Here is a 15,338-nt window from a genome sequence, read left to right as displayed (position 1 = left end):
GAGCTATGGCGCGCTTGGCTCGGCGGGGCGGATGTCACGGTAGAACGCGACCCCGTAGGTCATCGAGAACGCGCCGACGACACCGGTGAGCGCAACGAACACGACGGCGGCCACGGCTACTACACCCAGCGACGGCGTCGGGAAACCGCCGGCGGCCTGCGGCGTCCCGAGCAGTCCGAACACCGCCCCGAACACGCCGAAGACGCCGCCGATGAGCGCGAGAACGAGCGAATAGCCGAGCGTACTGAGTTTGTGGCCGCGGACCGCCCCGATACTCCGTCTGAACCCATCGACGGCACCCACGCCGTCGAGCACGATTGCCTGTCCGAAAAACTGGATGAAAAAGAGGAGCACGAAATACAGCAGGAAGGCCACCAGCACGACCGCGACGAGACCGAGGAACGCGGCTCCACCGAGGGCGTCACCACCGGTCGAGACGACGGCGAACCCACCGACAGCGCCGACGATGAGCATCCCGATGACGTACACCACGCCGATTCCCAGCAGGATGAAGAATGCGCCGAGCAGCGAGACGTAGTTCGCCTTGCCGGCGCTCACGAACGTTCCGAGGCTCGTCTTCCCCTCGACTGCCTCGTTGCCCATGCCGATGATACCGCCGAAGAGGAACGGATAGAGCACCAAAAAGAGCAGCGAGAGCACTCCGGAAGCGACCACGATGACGGCCGAGTCGGCCGACTGGACGAACAGCTGTGGGAGCTGGATGACGCCGAGCAACACCGTGGCGACGATGAGTATCGGGTTCCGTGTGACTGCGCCGACTGCCTGTCGTCCCGCTGATATCGCACCCATGTCAGCATCTCATGAAGAGGTGTATTAAATATTTTGTTACAGACAACGGTTTTCGACAGAAAGACTGCCGTCATGGGACGTATCGCAGCCCCTATCACCGCCACGGCTGGCGTTCGGGTATGAACGCGTGGCTCACGCTCGCGGTCGCCGGTCTGTTCGAGGTGGGCTGGGCCATCGGTCTCGAATACTCACAGGGGTTCACGAGGCTTCTCCCCAGCATTCTCACCGTCATCTCGCTCGCCATCAGCATGCTCCTGCTCGCGCGGGCGGTGCAGTCGCTGCCCATCGGCACCGCCTACGCGGTCTGGACCGGCATCGGGGCCGTCGGCGCGGCCACCCTCGGCGTCGTCCTGTTCGACGAGCCATCGAGCGCCGCCCGCGTGGGGTTCATCACGCTCATCGTCGTCGGCGTCGTCGGATTGAATTTCACGGCTCATTGACCAGTTCGCGCCGGCGACCCTTCGGCACCTGCGAGCGGAGTTCGCCGTCGATGAACAGGCCGACGCCGAGCGGTTCGCGCTCGCCGGCGATGTCGTGAGCCGCGATGAGATAGCCCCAGTCGCCGTCCCAGTCCACCTGCTGGTCCTCGCCAGCGACGAACCGCCGCGCCTCGCCGTCATCCAACTCGATGACGTTTTTCCCCGCGTGCCGGCCGAATCGCTGGACCCCATCGGTGGTGGGCTTCCAGTGCTCTTGGCGCGTGCGGAGGAAGGTGATGCCGAGCGCCTCGATTGTGAGCGGACCCTCGACCTCGCCAAAGAACGCCCAGATTTTTCCCGCGCCCTTCTCCCAAAACGAGCAGTCTTCGAAGGTTTCGGGGACAATCCCGTAGCGCTCGTCCCAGAAATCGAGGACTTCTCGACGGGTGGCCCGGCCTTCGACGGCGCGCGCGTCGGCGGTGGCGGGCAAACGGTCGAACCGCGAGCCGTCGTTCGCCCGCTCGCTCATCCGCCGACCTCCACTTTCGCACAGAAGAAGCCACCCGTGTCGTTCAGGTGGGGGTAGATGCGTTTGGCCCGCCGTACGCTGTCGTCGAAGCGCTCACCCTGCCATTCGGTGATGCCGGGCCGGGTTTCGAGGTCACAGGAGAAGTCGACGAGCCGGCAGTCCTCGGCGGCGAGCACGCTGTCGAGCACCGCCTCGTTCTCCTCCGGCGCGAACGTACACGTCGAATACACCACCACACCACCGGCACGGGTCGCCTGCACCGCCCGCCGAAGGATGGCCTGCTGGACGTCGGATACGGAATCGACGTATTCGAGCGACCACTTCTCAAGCGCGTCCGGGTTCTTGCGAATCGTGCCCTCACACGAACACGGCGCGTCCACGAGCGCGCGGTCGAATTCCTCGAACTCGAAGGGCTTGAGCGAGTAGTTTCTGGCGTCGCGGTTCGTAACGGCCATCGAGGTGACGCCGAGGCGTTCGGCATTGAATCGCAGCGCCGAGAGCCGTCCCAGATTTCTGTCGTTCGCAACGACCATCCCTCTGTCGTCAGCGAGCGCGGCGAGCTGGGTGGCCTTCCCGCCGGGTGCGGCACAGGCAGCCCAGACGCGCTCGCCGGGCTGGGGGTCACAGACGAGCGCCGGCAGCGCCGAGACTTCCTCTTGGCCGTGCAGCCAGCCGTGATAGGTCCCCCACGTTCGGCCCGGATTCCGCGAATCGAGCCGGAGGAGACCCGGATGCCACTCGGTGGGTTCGTAGTCCACATCATCCTCGTCGAGCGCCGCCGTTGCCCGCTCGGGCGTCGCTTTAATCGAGTTGACCCGGACGACCGACGGCAAGGGGCGTTCGCAGGCCGCACGGAACGCCGCGACATCGTCGACGAGCGGTTCGTATCGTTCGAGCACGTCCATTGAAGACCGTTCGCGTCGGGTCGCTTGTCGATTTCGGAGTCGGGGGAGTATTAAGTCGCTTCGCCACGAAGACGTGAGCATGGCACACATCGACGTCGTTGCGGACGATATCAAACTCGACGAACCGATGCTCGTCGAGGGGTTGCCGGGTCTGGGACTGGTGGGCAAGATCGTCGCCGACCACCTCGTCGATAGCTTCGGGATGGACTACTACGCCGGCGTTCACTGCAGCGGCGTCCCACAGGTCGGTGTCTATCGCGGCGAGCGCTCGGCACTCAGACCGCCCGTCCGTCTCCACGCCGACGCCGAGCGGAACCTCCTCGTCCTCCAGAGCGACGTCCCGGTCTCGCCGAACGAGGCGACCGGCTTTGCCGACTGCATCACCGGCTGGCTCGCCGACAATGACGTCACACCGCTGTACCTCAGCGGTCTGCCCGACCAGTCGGACGACGTGCCCGAAGTCTATGGGGTGTCGACGGGCGCGGGCAACGACCTGCTCGACGAGGCCGGCATCGTCCCACCCGCCGAGGGCGGCCTCGTGAGCGGGCCGACCGGCGCGCTGCTCTACCACGCCGAGCAGGCGGACTACACGAGCGTCGGTCTCATCGCCGAAACCAACCCGCAGTTCCCCGACCCCGAAGCCGCCCGCGCGCTGCTCGACGGCGGCATCGAACCGCTCACCGGCATCGACATCGACACGTCCGACCTCGTCGAACAGGCCGAAGAGATCCAGGAGGCACGCGAACGCCTCGCCGAACGGATGCACCAAGCCGACGACGAGAGTTCCCAAGCCGAACCGATACGGATGTTCCAATAGTACCTTTTTACTGCGGGGGGATGCGCTCCCTCGTGCCGCTCGGTCGCGCACCCCCGCTTGCAAAAAGCTACGCTAAAAACTTCCGCTCGCAAAACCGCGCGAGCGGTGTTCTCGTGAACGACCGCAGAGAGTGAGCGAGAGCCAGAGAGACGCGAAGCGTCTCTCGTGAACCGCGCTCACTTCGCTCGCGCGGACACGACTGCCTGCCACGACCACCCCGCAAACCGCACAGCACCGCCGAAGCCCTCGGCGCACGGGTGCGCCTCGCCCTTCATCCGCCAGGAGAGCACGCTCTCCTGAGCCTCGGCTCGCTCCGCGACCGCAGACGCCAGGAACAGCCCCGCTACCGCACCGCAACCACCTTCACCACCGCCGCCAGCCGGCGGTGTTTTCACACCGCGAGCGCGAGATGACGGCATGGACACGCTGCGCGGACTCCTCGTGCGCGAACGCCGCGGCGAGCGAATCGTCCTCCACGACGCCACCACCGGCCGCGAGTACGACACCCACAGACTCCTCACGAACGCCTGGAAGACGGGCAACTTCCTGCACCACTGCGGCGTCCGGAACGGTCACGAAGTCGCCATCGTCGGCAAGACTCCGGAAGCGCTCTTGAGTTTTCTCGGTGCGGCATCGCTTGGGGCCATCGCCCACTTCGAGTCGTCCACCACAACCGACGCCCGCGCTGTCGTCGCGCCGACCGAGAGCATCGAAGCGTTCGACCTCCCGCCAGGCGGTACGGCGATTGCCTACGGTGACCCGCCGGAGGACCCCCACATCGAACACTTCGAGCGCGACGTCTGGAGCGAAAACCCGACGCTCGCACCGGCCGGTATCGGTCCCACGGACTCGGTGCTCGCCACTGCCGATGGACGGTGTACCCACGCCGAGCTGCTTGCGGCCGCCGAGAGAGCTATCGAGCGAACGGGGATGCAGGAAGGCGAAACCATCGCAGTGCGCGCGTCGCTGTCCCGGCCGGGGACCGTCGCGACCGGCGTCGTCGCCCCGCTGCTCGCGGGCGCAACCATTGCGCTGCCGGATTCGAGGACCGTCGCCGACATCGCGGTTGCGAGCGGCGACGCACCTGAAGCGTGCGTCGTGAACCCGACGGCGATGCCTTGAATCGCCCACGGCCACGATTCGAAAGAAAACTACGTGAGGGGAATCAGCGTCGACCATGCCGGGAGCACGCATCGAGCAGGGCGAGCGGGTCACGCTGCGAACGGTCGAGCGCGCGGACGGCGAGTTCCTCCAGCGCGCCCACGCCGACCCGAAGATTCGCTACCCGCTCGGCACCGTCACCCACATGAACGGCAATCAGATGGACGATCACTTCGAGGAGTTCATCGAGGACGAACACAACGTCAGCTTCCTCGTCTGTCTCGACGATGCGGGTCCCGACCACCCGGCTGAAGACGAAACCGAGCCGATTGGTGTCGTCAACGTCACACACGTCGATTGGGACCGCCCCGCTCTGGCCTACTGGCTCGTGCCCGACCACCACGGCGAGGGCTACGGTAAAGAAGCGGTTTCACTCGTCGTCAAGTACGTCTTCCGGACGTTCGATGTCCACAGTATCGGCGCGCATGCCTTCGATTACAACGCGGCCTCGCGTGGACTGCTCGACTCGCTCGGGTTCGTCGAGGAAGGTCGCGGGCGCGAGGCCAGATTTATCGACGGCGAGTACCGCGATACGGTGCAGTACGGGTTGTTGCGCCGCGAGTGGAACGAACAGTGAGTCAGGACGTGGCTTCGGCGGTGTCGCCGATCTTCATTCCCGTGAGCTTCTCGACGATGCTGTCGACCTTGTCGTCGAGTTCGTCGACGAACTCTTGGGTATGGTCGGTCGTGATGGCCCCCTGACTCGACGGCTCGATGAGCGATTCCTCTTCGAGCACGCGCAGCGAGTAGCGCACCTTGTGATGGGGGTAGCCAGTCTCGTTGGACATCTTCACGATGCCGATGGGTTCGCTCTCGATGACCATCCGCAGCACCTGCAGATGGCGTTCGAGCATATCGACTTCCTTCTCAAGTCGGTCTATCATGGCATTTGTTAACTCGTGGGTGTGGCATTTAAACGTTACTGCTCCGAAATAGCGGCCACGGCTGCCGGTGTATCGAGTGTGGTCGCTATATTCGCCGCAGTACCGTCCTCGGTCGTCCGTTTCGCTCATCCCGATATGGGTGGGCGTATCACATATACTTTCTGGCCTTCGGCATGAAACGACGAAGGATACCATCAAATGGAGATAGTTGTCGGGACCGTACCGACAGGCACACCGAAATCGGTTTACCCGGAAGGTCGGAACGCGCAGGTATGACTGTCACCATCGTCGGCGCACAGCTCGGCGACGAGGGCAAGGGCGGGATGGCCGACCGCTGGAGCGAATCGGCAAGCGTGGTCTGTCGGTATCAGGGCGGCGACAACGCCGGCCACACCGTCGTCCACGACGGCGAGGAGTACAAACTCTCGTTGGTGCCGAGCGGTGCCATCCGGGGAAAAGTCAACGTGTTGGGCAACGGCTGCGTCGTCAATCCCGACACGCTCTTCGAGGAACTCGACGCGCTTCGCGAGCGCGGTATCGACCCCGACGTGCGGGTCGCCCGACGCGCGCACGTCATCCTCCCGTACCATCGCGTGCTCGACGGTATCGAAGAAGACGTCAAAAGCGAGAGCGATTTCGACGTCGCCACGACGGGACGAGGCATCGGACCGACCTACGAGGACAAGGCCGGCCGGCGGGGCATTCGGGTCGGCGACCTCCTTGACGCAGAGGTCCTTCGTGAACGGTTGGAATACGTCGTTCCGCAGAAGCGCGCGCTCGCCGAGGAGGTCTTCGGCGTCGAAACCGGTGAGGCGTTCGATATCGACGCGCTGTACGACCAGTACGCCGCTTTCGGCGAGCGACTCGCCAGCGAGGACATGACCGTCGACGCCGGAACCTTCCTCGCAGACCGCATCGACGACGGCGAAGAAATACTGTTCGAGGGCGCACAGGGCACGATTCTCGACATCGACCACGGTAACTACCCCTACGTGACCTCCTCGAATCCCACCGCCGGCGGGGCGGCCACCGGCACCGGACTCGGTCCGGGAATCGTCGGCGACGGCGAAATCGTCGGCATCCTCAAGGCATATCTCTCGCGGGTCGGCACCGGTCCCCTGCCCACGGAACTCGGCGGTGTCGTGGGCCAGACACCTGATTACGAGGAGGACACCGAACGCGGCGACGAGGGTCTCGCCGAGGACATCCGCGAGGCCGGCGGCGAATATGGCACCGTCACGGGTCGGCCGCGACGCATCGGCTGGCTCGATATGCCGATGCTGCGGCACGCGACGCGTGCGAACGGATTCACCGGACTCGTCGTCAACCATATCGACACGCTCGCCGGTCTCGATACGGTGCAGGTGGGTCACTCCTACGCTCTGGATGGCAAAGAGCTGTTCACGCTGCCGGCGACCACCGAACGCTGGACCGACTGCGAGGCGACCCTCGAAAGCTTCGACGGCTGGGCCGACGCCGACTGGGATACGGTCGCCGACGAGGGCTACGACGCGCTCCCGGAGAACGCACGCACGTATCTGGAGTACATCAGCGGGGAACTCGACACGTCCATCTACGCCGTCGGTATCGGTCCGGGCCGCGAGCAGACGGTCGTCCGGGAAGACCCGTTCGCGTAAACGACACTGCACAGCACCGCCGAAGCCCTCGCTCACTTCGTTTACTCGCCCTTCATCCGCCAGGCCTGCACAGCCCAGCAACCGCTGACGCGACCGCATCGCAGCCGCCGCGCGCGCGGCGCGGCCGCCGCCCGCGACCGCGCCACCGCAGCCGCAACCGCGGGCGAGCGCCACGCTTTTATCACCGCCGGTCGTCACGTCGTCCATGAATCGCGGTGAGCGCCGATGAAGGAGTCGCTGATGGACATCATTCGGTGTCCGATGGACAAGCAGGAACTCGACCTTGAGGTCATCCAGCGGACCGACGACGAGGTGCTCGAAGGCCGACTCGTCTGCACGGAGTGTGGCGAGGAGTACCCCATCGAGGAGGGCATTCCGAACCTGCTCCCGCCGGACATGCGCGAGGACGCTCCGGCCTGAGTATGGCGGAATCGACCGCTTCGGGAACGCTCGCCGTTCATCTGAACCGTGAAGACCTCCATTCCGTCGAGCTGCCGACGACGTTTGCGAGTGCGGACTCGTTCGTCGTCGAACTCGACAACCACGGCGAGGCGACCCACGTCCACCTCCGCCTCGACGACGCGCTCTCGGCAATCGCCTCGATACCGACGAGCAACCACTACGTCCGCCCCGGCGCGACGACCCGCGTCCCGATACGGGTGCACGAAACCGGTCCCGTCACGGGCTATCTCACCGTCGCCACCGCCTACGGCAGCCAGACCGAAGCGGTCGAAATCACCGTCGAGCCGACAGCCGGCAAGGAGCGCGTCGACATCGACGAATCGCTCATCGAGCGCACGGACGACACTGTCGATGCCGGCCGGACGCGAACGTCGACGCGGTCGACGACGGGCGGAACGACGCGAACGGCAGCAACGGTCGACGGTCTCGACAGTTCGGTGGTGCTCGGCGGCACGGCACTCCTCATCATTCTGGGTATCGCGCTGCTGTTCGTCGAGGGTATCGCCTTGTATATCGGCGCGTTCGCCGTGCTGGCCGGTCTCGTCGTCGCCGGCTATCTCCTGCTCTACTGATTCCTTTCGCGCAGGCTCTCGAACTCCCCTTCGTCCAGTCGTTTCGCCCGGAGATAGCGCGCCCGGTAGCGGTTCGCACCGTCGCCGACGTCGGCCTCCCGAATCTCCTCGACGCGCCCATCGGCGACCGCATCGACCAGCTCCCCCAACTGCGAGCGCTCGCTCGGCGTCAGTTCGAGCTCGTAGGTCCGGGTCTCCTCGCTTTCGAGAATGGCGAAGCGTCGGGCGGCGGCGATGACGAGCGAACACGGCTCCCGGCAGGGAAACTCGCCGTCGCCACGGGGCACGTCGAGGTCGGTTTCGTCGTCCTCGTCCCACTCGCGGCGTTTGAGACACTGTGAGTCGACACAGCAGGCCTCTGCGAGGTTTTCGACGCCACCGACATCGAGGTCGTCGACCACGTCATAAATTCCGGTCTGGCGCTCGGCGGTCTCGCGGAAGTGGGTGACGTCCAATTCGCCGGTGCGCTCGCGATACCAGTTCGCGACCGTCGCCGGGTAGAAAAATTCCACAGTTCTGGTGAGGTCACGTCCGTCGAGGTCGGCGAAGCGCCACCCCTCCCGAAGCGTGGGTGCGGTCTTCAATGGGCGATAGTCGCCGTCGTCGTCGAGGGTGGCGATGTCGCGTGCCTCACGCGGGTCGTGGTAGGTGTCGAGACGTTCGGCCCCAGCGTCGGCCGTATGGCGGAGTTCGTAGCTGCGCTCGCCATCGGTGCCGAGCGTCGCAGTGATTAGCAGTTGGCCCCACTCGCGCGTGAGTCCGTCGACGAGCGTCTCGTAGCGCTCGCGCACGCCGAGTTCGGCGGCGTGTTCGACCCACCGGAGGAAGGATTCGTTCGTCTCGCTCATCTCCTGCCAGTAGTGCCAGTTCGAGACGAACCACGGGTTTTCGGTCGCGAGCGCGTCGAACTCGGTCTCGCTCAATCCATCGTGGCTCACCTCCGGCGTTGTGAAGACGTAGCCCGAATCGTTCCGCGTGGCCGATAGCCCATCGCAGGCCACGCCGTCGGCGGCGGCTTCCCGGAGCGCCCCTAACTGTGTGTCGTTCATCAATCACCCGCCGCCGGCGTGGCGGTTCGCTTGCGCACGATATCGAGCGCCTCGTCGACATCGGCACCGGCGTCGGCGGCGCGTTCGAGGAGCACGTCGGCCAACAGCGGCTCGGTCCCGACCGCGCCGGCGTACCAGATGCGGTGGCCATCGACGTCGGTTGGTATATCGTACCCCTCGCGGTAGTCGTCGGTCAGGCCCATGTCCTCGGGGATGTCCTCTTGGGTGTGATAGCCGTCGGCGACGAACAGCGGCACGACGACGATGTCCTCGGCGTCGAAATACTCGGTCACGTCGTCGACTTCGGGTTCTTCGTCCATGAACAGCGCATGAACCTCTTCGAACCTGTTCATCCCGCGGACGCGCTCGGCGTGGTAGTGAATCGCCTTCGCGGAGTTTTCGTTGCGATTGGTCCCGTGGCCGACGACCGCGAGACCGACCCCTTCGCCCACGTCCGGGTCTCCAGTCACCGATTCGGCGCGCTGGACGATGACGTCGGACATCGCAGGATGGGTGCCGACCGGGCCGCAGTAGTGGACGGTTTTGTCGACGTCCGTGGGCGTCAGGGTGGCCGTGTCTGCGTCGGTGCCATCCGAATCCCACAGCGAGACGTCCCAGTCTGCCAAGCGGAGTTCGCGCGGGATGACCTGCTCGGTGAAGTAGCCCTCGCTCACGAACAGCGGCACGACATAGACCTCATCGCTCTCGACGGTTCGCAGGACCTCCCGGAAGGAGGGTTCTTCCTTCCAGAACGCCTCGCGCACCTCGTCGAAGGCCCCCGCCGCGCGCACGGTGTCGGCGTGGGCGAACGTCGGGTCGTGCGAGCCGGGATTCAGGTGCGAGCCGTGGGCGACGATGACCAGTGCCGGCATACCGAAACCGACGAGTGCGACCGGTTTAGTGGCTTCGCCTCCCCGTTATCGAAACGGGCCTCACCGCATCAGGACCGACGAACGGGGGTTGCGGTCGGCGCGCGGAAGTGCCGAAGGCACGACTCGCGCGAGGGATGAGCGAACGAGCGAAGCGAGTGAGCGAATCGGCTGGGGAGGTATGTGGGCGGTGGCGGTACGGAGGCGGTCACTCATTTGACTCAGGGTTTGCGGTCTCGATGAGATGCAGCGCTCCTCATTTAGGTACGTCGAGTTTTTCGTGCTCGACAGTTCATTCTGGAGTATGACTCTCGCCGCCGACACCAGACGCGCGGTGCGTCGAAATCCGTTCGTGTTCGAGGCGCTTCGGGCGGGCGTGCTCAACTACACCGCCGCCGCACGGTTCCTCGACGTCGGCGACCTCGACCCCGTGGCCGCCGCACTCCGGCGCTACGCCGACGAACTGTCCGCCTACGAGTCCGATTCGCGCGACGTTCGCGTGACGATGCAGAGCGGTCTCGGTGCGAGAGAGACCGACGAGATGGGCAGCAAAAACGACGAAAACGACGCGCTGCTCGCGGTCGGCGGGCGTGCGCTCGTTCCCGACACAGGGTCGCTGACGGGCGTGCTCGCCACCGGGGAAGTCGATGCTCGGGCGCTCGCGCAGGTCCTCGACCGGTTGGCCGTCGAGGATGTCGAGGTGGCTGCTGCGGGTGTCGCGGGCGACGGACTCGTGGTCGCTGTGGGTCGGCGGGACGGTCCCGACGCGGTGCGCACCATCGAAGAGGCGCTCGCGGGGGTTGTGACGACTCCGACGGATTGAAGCGCTGGCTCCCGTAGGTGGGACGATGACGCTGCGCGTGGAGAACACCCTCACCGGCGAGCGCGAACCGTTCGAGCCACAGGACTCCGAGTCAGTTTTGCTCTATTACTGTGGGCTGACGGTCTCGGACCGCGCTCACCTCGGTCACGCGCGCACGTGGGTCCATGTGGACGTCATGCACCGCTGGCTCGAACACCTTGGCTACGATGTACGCCACGTCGAGAACTTCACCGACGTGAACGAGAAGATCGTTGCCCGCGTGGGCGAGGACGACCTCGGTGATTCCGAGAGCGCGGTCGCGCGCGGGTTCATCGGGAAGACCCTCGACGACATGCGTGCGCTTAATCTCAAGCGTGCGGAAGTCTATCCGCGCGTCTCGGAGCATATCTCCGACATCATCGACCTCATCGAGCGGCTGGTCGAAGGTGGCTATGCCTACGAATCGAACGGCTCCGTGTATTTCGACGTGGACAGTTTCGAATCGTATGGCGCGCTCTCGAACCAGCGTCTCGACGACATCGAGGCGCAAGGCGACCCCGACGAGCGGAGCGAAAAACATAGTCCAGCGGATTTCGCCCTCTGGAAGGCCGGCGGCGTCGCGCCCGAGGCCGTCGCCGAACACCGCCACGACGAGAGCGTGGAGCCATCGCCCGGACAGACGTGGGAGTCGCCGTGGAGCGAGGGCCGGCCGGGCTGGCACATCGAGTGCTCGGCGATGAGCATGGCCCATCTCGGCGAGACAATCGACATTCATGTGGGTGGGCGCGACCTCGTCTTCCCCCACCACGAGAACGAAATCGCCCAGAGCGAGGCCGCCACAGGACAGGAGTTCAGTCGCTACTGGCTCCACGCGGACCTCTTCGAGTTCGACGACGAGAAGATGAGTTCGAGCCTCGGCAACTTCATCACCGTCGACGAGGCCCTCGACGAATACGGCCTGAACCCGATTCGGACCTTCCTGCTGTCGGGCACCTACAACAGCACTCAGACCTACAGCGAGGCGGCCATCGAGGAGGCCACGGAGCGCGCCAAGCGCCTCGAACGCACCCACGAGCGGGCGGTCGCGGCGCTCGATGGTCCCGACGCACGGACGACCGTCGAGGACGAACGACTGCGCGATGCGACCGCAGACACGCACGAGGCGTTCACGACGGCAATGAACGACGACTTCAACACCAGGGGCGCGCTCGCGGCGCTGCTCGAACTCGCGACGGTCGTCAACTCCCGGCTCGACGCACAGGAAACGTACGACTATCGTGGACTGAAGAACGCCGTCGAGACGTTCGAGGAATTCGGCGAGGGTGTGCTCGGTCTGAACTTTGCGGGTGAACCGACGGGCGAGGTCGGCGTGGCCGACGAACTGGTCGAACTCCTGCTCGACGTGCGCGAGTCGGCCCGCGAGGCGGGCGAGTACGACCGCGCGGACGAGCTGCGGGCCGAACTGGAGGCGCTCGGCGTCGAAGTGCAGGACACCGACGACGGGCCGACCTACCGCTTGGGGGCAACCGAATGAAATCCGGCGAGCACTTCCTGCTCAGCGTCCCCGTCGTCGGGTGTGTTCTCGCGCGGTTGGACGAGCGCTCGCCCCGTCGGCTGGCAGCACTCGCGGCCTATGGGCTGGGACTCGGCGTGTTCATCGACCTCGACCACTTCGTCCTTGCCCGACTGCGCGTCGGCGACTGGCGACATCTCGTCGGTTGTCTTCGGAACCCAAAGCGCGTGTTCACCGACCAGGAGCATCTCTTCGACGGGACGGGTGGAATGGCCAGCCTCAGGGTTCTGAGTCACGTCCTCGTCGGCGGCGTGCTGGTCGCGCTCGCACGGCGCGTGAGTCGTCCGGTCGGAACACTGACCGCGGCAGTGCTCTACGTGCACGTCCTTGCCGACTTGTTGCGTGACAACGATATCGTCTAATCAGTCCCCGAGCACGTCGATACAGGCCACGCGGTCGTCGTCGAGGGTCATGATTTTCACACCCATCGTGTTCCGGCCCACGGTCGAGATGTCGCCGACGCGCGTGCGGATTATCTGACCGCCCTCGCTCATCACCACGAGGTCGTCCGCTGCGGTGGCGCTCTCGATGGCGGTGACACGGCCGTTTCGCTCGTTGGTCTTGATGTCCTTCAGTCCCTTCCCGTAGCGCGACTGCGTGCGATACTCCTCCATCGGCGTGCGCTTGCCGTAGCCGTTCTCAGTGACGGTCAGCAGGTCCGCGTCGTCCGTGGCGGCGACCAACCCTGCGACCGCATCCTCCCCTTCGAGTTTGATGGCGTTCACGCCGCGCGCGCTCCGGCCCATCTCTCTGGCTTCGTCCTTCGGAAAGCGAATCGCCATCCCTTGCTCGGTGCCGATGAGCAGGTCGCCGCCGTCGTTCGTTACCGTGACGTCGACGAGTTCGTCGCCGTCTTCCAATCTGGTGGCGATGAGTCCGCCCGAGTGGATGTTTGCGAAGTCGCTCGCGCAGGTCCGCTTGACGTAGCCCTCGCGCGTGACCATCGTGAGACATTCCTCCTCGGTGAGGTCGTCGGTCGCCACCACCGCAGTGATGTCCTCGCCGTCGTCGAGGTTCACGAGATTTATTGCCGACTTCCCGCGGGCGGTGCGGCCCATTTCGGGCACCTCGTAGACCTTGAGGCGATGGACGTAGCCCCGGTTGGTGAACGCGAGCAGGTAATCGTGGGTGTTCGCCCGGAAGACCGATGAAACCCGGTCGCCGTCTTTGAGTTTCGTGCCGATGATTCCCTTCCCGCCGCGGCCCTGCGGGTCGAAGTTCGCCGCCGGCATCCGCTTGATGTAGTCGTTTTCGGTCATCACCACGACGACCTCCTCGTCGGGGATGAGGTCCTCACGCGTCACGGTGCCGTAGTCCTCGACGATGCGGGTCCGACGGTCGTCGGCGTATTCCTCCTTGACCGCCCGTAGTTCGTCGGTGATGACTCGGTCGAGTTCGCTATCGCTGCCGAGGATGGTTTCGAGGCGCTCGATTTCGCGTTCCACATTCCCATACTCGGCTTCGATTTCCTCGGCTTCGAGTGCCGTCAGACTCCCGAGTTGCATCCGCACGATGTGGTCGGCCTGTCGCTCCGAGAAGTCGTAGGTCTCGCTGAGGGCGCTTTTGGCCGCATCGCGGTCGTCGGCCGCTTGAATCAGCTCGACCACGTCGTCGGCGTTTTCGAGCGCCGTCAGCCGCCCGGAGAGGATGTGGGCGCGCTCCTCGGCTTCGGCGAGGTCGTGTTCGGAGCGTCGGCGGACGACTTCGCGGCGATGCTCTAGGTAATGGCCGAGGAGTTCCTTGAGGTCGAGCACCTGCGGTTCGCCGTCGACCAGCGCGAGGTTGATGACTCCGAAGGTCTTTTCGAGGCAGTGTTCGAGCAGTTGGTTCTCGACCACATCGACGAGCGCGCCTTGCTTGAGTTCGATGACGATACGGATGCCGTCCCTGTCCGATTCGTCCCGGAGGTCGGAAACGCCGTCGAGCGTGCCGTCGTTGACCAAATCGGCGATATGCTCGACGAGTTTGGCCTTGTTCTGCTGATAGGGGAGTTCGGTGACGACGATGCGCTCGTGGGTACCTGCCTCCTCGGTCTCGTAGCTCGCGCGCATCCGCACGCGCCCGCGGCCGGTGGTGTACGCCGAATGAATGGCCTCGCGGCCGACGATTTCCGCGCCCGTCGGGAAGTCCGGGCCCTTGACGTGTTCCATCAGGTCCTCGACGGCACAGTTCGGATTCTCGATGAGATGGATGGTGGCATCGATGACCTCGCCGAGATTGTGCGGTGGAACGTTGGTGCTCATCCCGACGGCGATGCCCGAGGAGCCATTCACGAGCAGGTTCGGGAAGGCCGACGGGAGGACCGCCGGCTCTTCGAGGCGGTCGTCGTAGTTCGACTGGAAGTCGACGGTGTCCTTCTCGATGTCTTCGAGCAGTTCTCCGGCGATTGCGCTCATTCGGGCCTCGGTGTAGCGCATCGCGGCCGGCGGGTCGCCATCGACCGAACCGAAGTTGCCCTGTCCGTCCACGAGCGGCGCGCGCATCGAGAAGTCCTGTGCCAGCCGGGCGAGCGCGTCGTAGATGGCCGAATCGCCGTGCGGGTGATAGTCGCCCATCGTGTCGCCCACGACCGAGGAGGATTTCCGGTGGCCCGCGCTGCTGGTGACGCCCTCCTCGTGCATCGCGTAGAGGATGCGCCGGTGGACGGGTTTCAGCCCGTCGCGGACGTCCGGCAGCGCGCGCCCGGCGATGACGCTCATCGCGTAGTCGATGTAGGACTGTTCCATCTCGTCTTCGATGCGGACCGAATCGACGTTCGCGGCCGCGTTCGGCCCGGATTGGGGGATGTCTGAACTCATGGATTGGGTTTCATTGGGTACTGAAACGGGGTTGTGGCGCGGTCGCCGCGC

17 protein-coding genes are annotated in these 15,338 nt (G+C 65.2%); 10 read left to right on the top strand and 7 right to left on the bottom strand.

The annotated features are described in order from the left end of the window. Positions 1–3: 3 nt before the first annotated feature. Entirely contained in the window at positions 4–810 is an 807-nt protein-coding gene (locus ACQUQO_RS07450; RefSeq protein WP_435077343.1) for a hypothetical protein, read from the bottom strand. 119 nt (positions 811–929) lie between these two features. On the opposite strand from ACQUQO_RS07450, the gene sugE reads away from it, so the two are divergent. Next, entirely contained in the window at positions 930–1,250 is a 321-nt protein-coding gene (sugE, locus tag ACQUQO_RS07445) for a quaternary ammonium compound efflux SMR transporter SugE (protein WP_435077342.1), read from the top strand. Here the strand turns inward: sugE and ACQUQO_RS07440 are convergent. Together ACQUQO_RS07440 and ACQUQO_RS07435 are read right to left on the bottom strand one after the other, a co-directional pair. Next, a complete protein-coding gene (locus tag ACQUQO_RS07440; protein WP_435077341.1) occupies positions 1,237–1,758 on the bottom strand; it encodes a DUF7122 family protein in 522 nt (173 codons plus the stop codon). The genes sugE and ACQUQO_RS07440 overlap by 14 nt on opposite strands. Then, positions 1,755–2,663, bottom strand: coding sequence for an RsmB/NOP family class I SAM-dependent RNA methyltransferase (locus tag ACQUQO_RS07435; RefSeq protein ID WP_435077340.1), 909 nt, complete (start codon positions 2,661–2,663; stop codon positions 1,755–1,757). Before ACQUQO_RS07435 ends, ACQUQO_RS07440 begins: the two co-directional genes overlap by 4 nt. Positions 2,664–2,742: 79 nt before the next feature. On the opposite strand from ACQUQO_RS07435, the gene ACQUQO_RS07430 reads away from it, so the two are divergent. From ACQUQO_RS07430 to ACQUQO_RS07420, 3 genes are all read left to right on the top strand, one after another. Continuing rightward, positions 2,743–3,480 carry a proteasome assembly chaperone family protein gene (locus ACQUQO_RS07430; protein ID WP_435077339.1) on the top strand — a complete coding sequence of 246 codons (738 nt, stop codon included), beginning with the start codon at positions 2,743–2,745 and terminating at the stop codon, positions 3,478–3,480. A gap of 417 nt (positions 3,481–3,897) precedes the next feature. Beyond that, positions 3,898–4,602 carry a hypothetical protein gene (locus ACQUQO_RS07425; protein WP_435077338.1) on the top strand — a complete coding sequence of 235 codons (705 nt, stop codon included), beginning with the start codon at positions 3,898–3,900 and terminating at the stop codon, positions 4,600–4,602. Between the two features lie 55 nt (positions 4,603–4,657). Continuing rightward, on the top strand, positions 4,658–5,218 hold the full coding sequence (locus ACQUQO_RS07420) for a GNAT family N-acetyltransferase (protein ID WP_435077337.1): 561 nt from the start codon (positions 4,658–4,660) through the stop codon (positions 5,216–5,218). A 1-nt stretch (position 5,219) separates the two neighbouring features. On the opposite strand, the gene ACQUQO_RS07415 is transcribed toward ACQUQO_RS07420, so the two are convergent. After that, a complete protein-coding gene (locus tag ACQUQO_RS07415) occupies positions 5,220–5,525 on the bottom strand; it encodes a hypothetical protein (RefSeq protein ID WP_435077336.1) in 306 nt (101 codons plus the stop codon). Positions 5,526–5,797: 272 nt separating this feature from the next. Between ACQUQO_RS07415 and ACQUQO_RS07410 the strand changes: the two genes are divergently transcribed. From ACQUQO_RS07410 to ACQUQO_RS07400, 3 genes are all read left to right on the top strand, one after another. Beyond that, the gene (locus ACQUQO_RS07410; protein WP_435077335.1) at positions 5,798–7,162 is read left to right on the top strand and encodes an adenylosuccinate synthase; all 1,365 of its coding nucleotides are present in this window, start codon (positions 5,798–5,800) and stop codon (positions 7,160–7,162) included. A gap of 225 nt (positions 7,163–7,387) precedes the next feature. Beyond that, positions 7,388–7,582 carry a methytransferase partner Trm112 gene (locus ACQUQO_RS07405; protein WP_435077334.1) on the top strand — a complete coding sequence of 65 codons (195 nt, stop codon included), beginning with the start codon at positions 7,388–7,390 and terminating at the stop codon, positions 7,580–7,582. A gap of 2 nt (positions 7,583–7,584) precedes the next feature. Further along, positions 7,585–8,196 carry a DUF7524 family protein gene (locus ACQUQO_RS07400; RefSeq protein ID WP_435077333.1) on the top strand — a complete coding sequence of 204 codons (612 nt, stop codon included), beginning with the start codon at positions 7,585–7,587 and terminating at the stop codon, positions 8,194–8,196. On the opposite strand, the gene ACQUQO_RS07395 is transcribed toward ACQUQO_RS07400, so the two are convergent. Both ACQUQO_RS07395 and ACQUQO_RS07390 read right to left on the bottom strand, forming a co-directional pair. Then, positions 8,190–9,245, bottom strand: coding sequence for a DR2241 family protein (locus tag ACQUQO_RS07395; RefSeq protein WP_435077332.1), 1,056 nt, complete (start codon positions 9,243–9,245; stop codon positions 8,190–8,192). The two genes, ACQUQO_RS07400 and ACQUQO_RS07395, sit on opposite strands and share 7 nt — an antisense overlap. Then, the gene (locus ACQUQO_RS07390) at positions 9,245–10,117 is read right to left on the bottom strand and encodes a CbiX/SirB N-terminal domain-containing protein (protein WP_435077331.1); all 873 of its coding nucleotides are present in this window, start codon (positions 10,115–10,117) and stop codon (positions 9,245–9,247) included. Before ACQUQO_RS07390 ends, ACQUQO_RS07395 begins: the two co-directional genes overlap by 1 nt. A gap of 301 nt (positions 10,118–10,418) precedes the next feature. On the opposite strand from ACQUQO_RS07390, the gene ACQUQO_RS07385 reads away from it, so the two are divergent. The 3 genes from ACQUQO_RS07385 to ACQUQO_RS07375 are packed head-to-tail and all read left to right on the top strand — an operon-like array spanning position 10,419 to position 12,851. Next, positions 10,419–10,937 carry a DUF7523 family protein gene (locus ACQUQO_RS07385; protein WP_435077330.1) on the top strand — a complete coding sequence of 173 codons (519 nt, stop codon included), beginning with the start codon at positions 10,419–10,421 and terminating at the stop codon, positions 10,935–10,937. A 25-nt stretch (positions 10,938–10,962) separates the two neighbouring features. Then, a complete protein-coding gene (gene cysS / locus ACQUQO_RS07380) occupies positions 10,963–12,450 on the top strand; it encodes a cysteine--tRNA ligase (protein ID WP_435077329.1) in 1,488 nt (495 codons plus the stop codon). Further along, a complete protein-coding gene (locus tag ACQUQO_RS07375) occupies positions 12,447–12,851 on the top strand; it encodes a hypothetical protein (RefSeq protein ID WP_435077328.1) in 405 nt (134 codons plus the stop codon). Before cysS ends, ACQUQO_RS07375 begins: the two co-directional genes overlap by 4 nt. On the opposite strand, the gene gyrA is transcribed toward ACQUQO_RS07375, so the two are convergent. Then, positions 12,852–15,287 (bottom strand): DNA gyrase subunit A, encoded by a 2,436-nt coding sequence (gene gyrA / locus ACQUQO_RS07370; protein WP_435077327.1) that lies wholly within the window; start codon positions 15,285–15,287, stop codon positions 12,852–12,854. Positions 15,288–15,338: the final 51 nt, after the last annotated feature.

Source organism: Halococcus sp. AFM35 (genome assembly GCF_051195015.1).
Lineage (GTDB): Archaea > Halobacteriota > Halobacteria > Halobacteriales > Halococcaceae > Halococcus.
The sequence above is the reverse complement of the archived record's forward strand: the minus strand, read 5'-3'. Positions and strand labels throughout refer to the sequence as shown.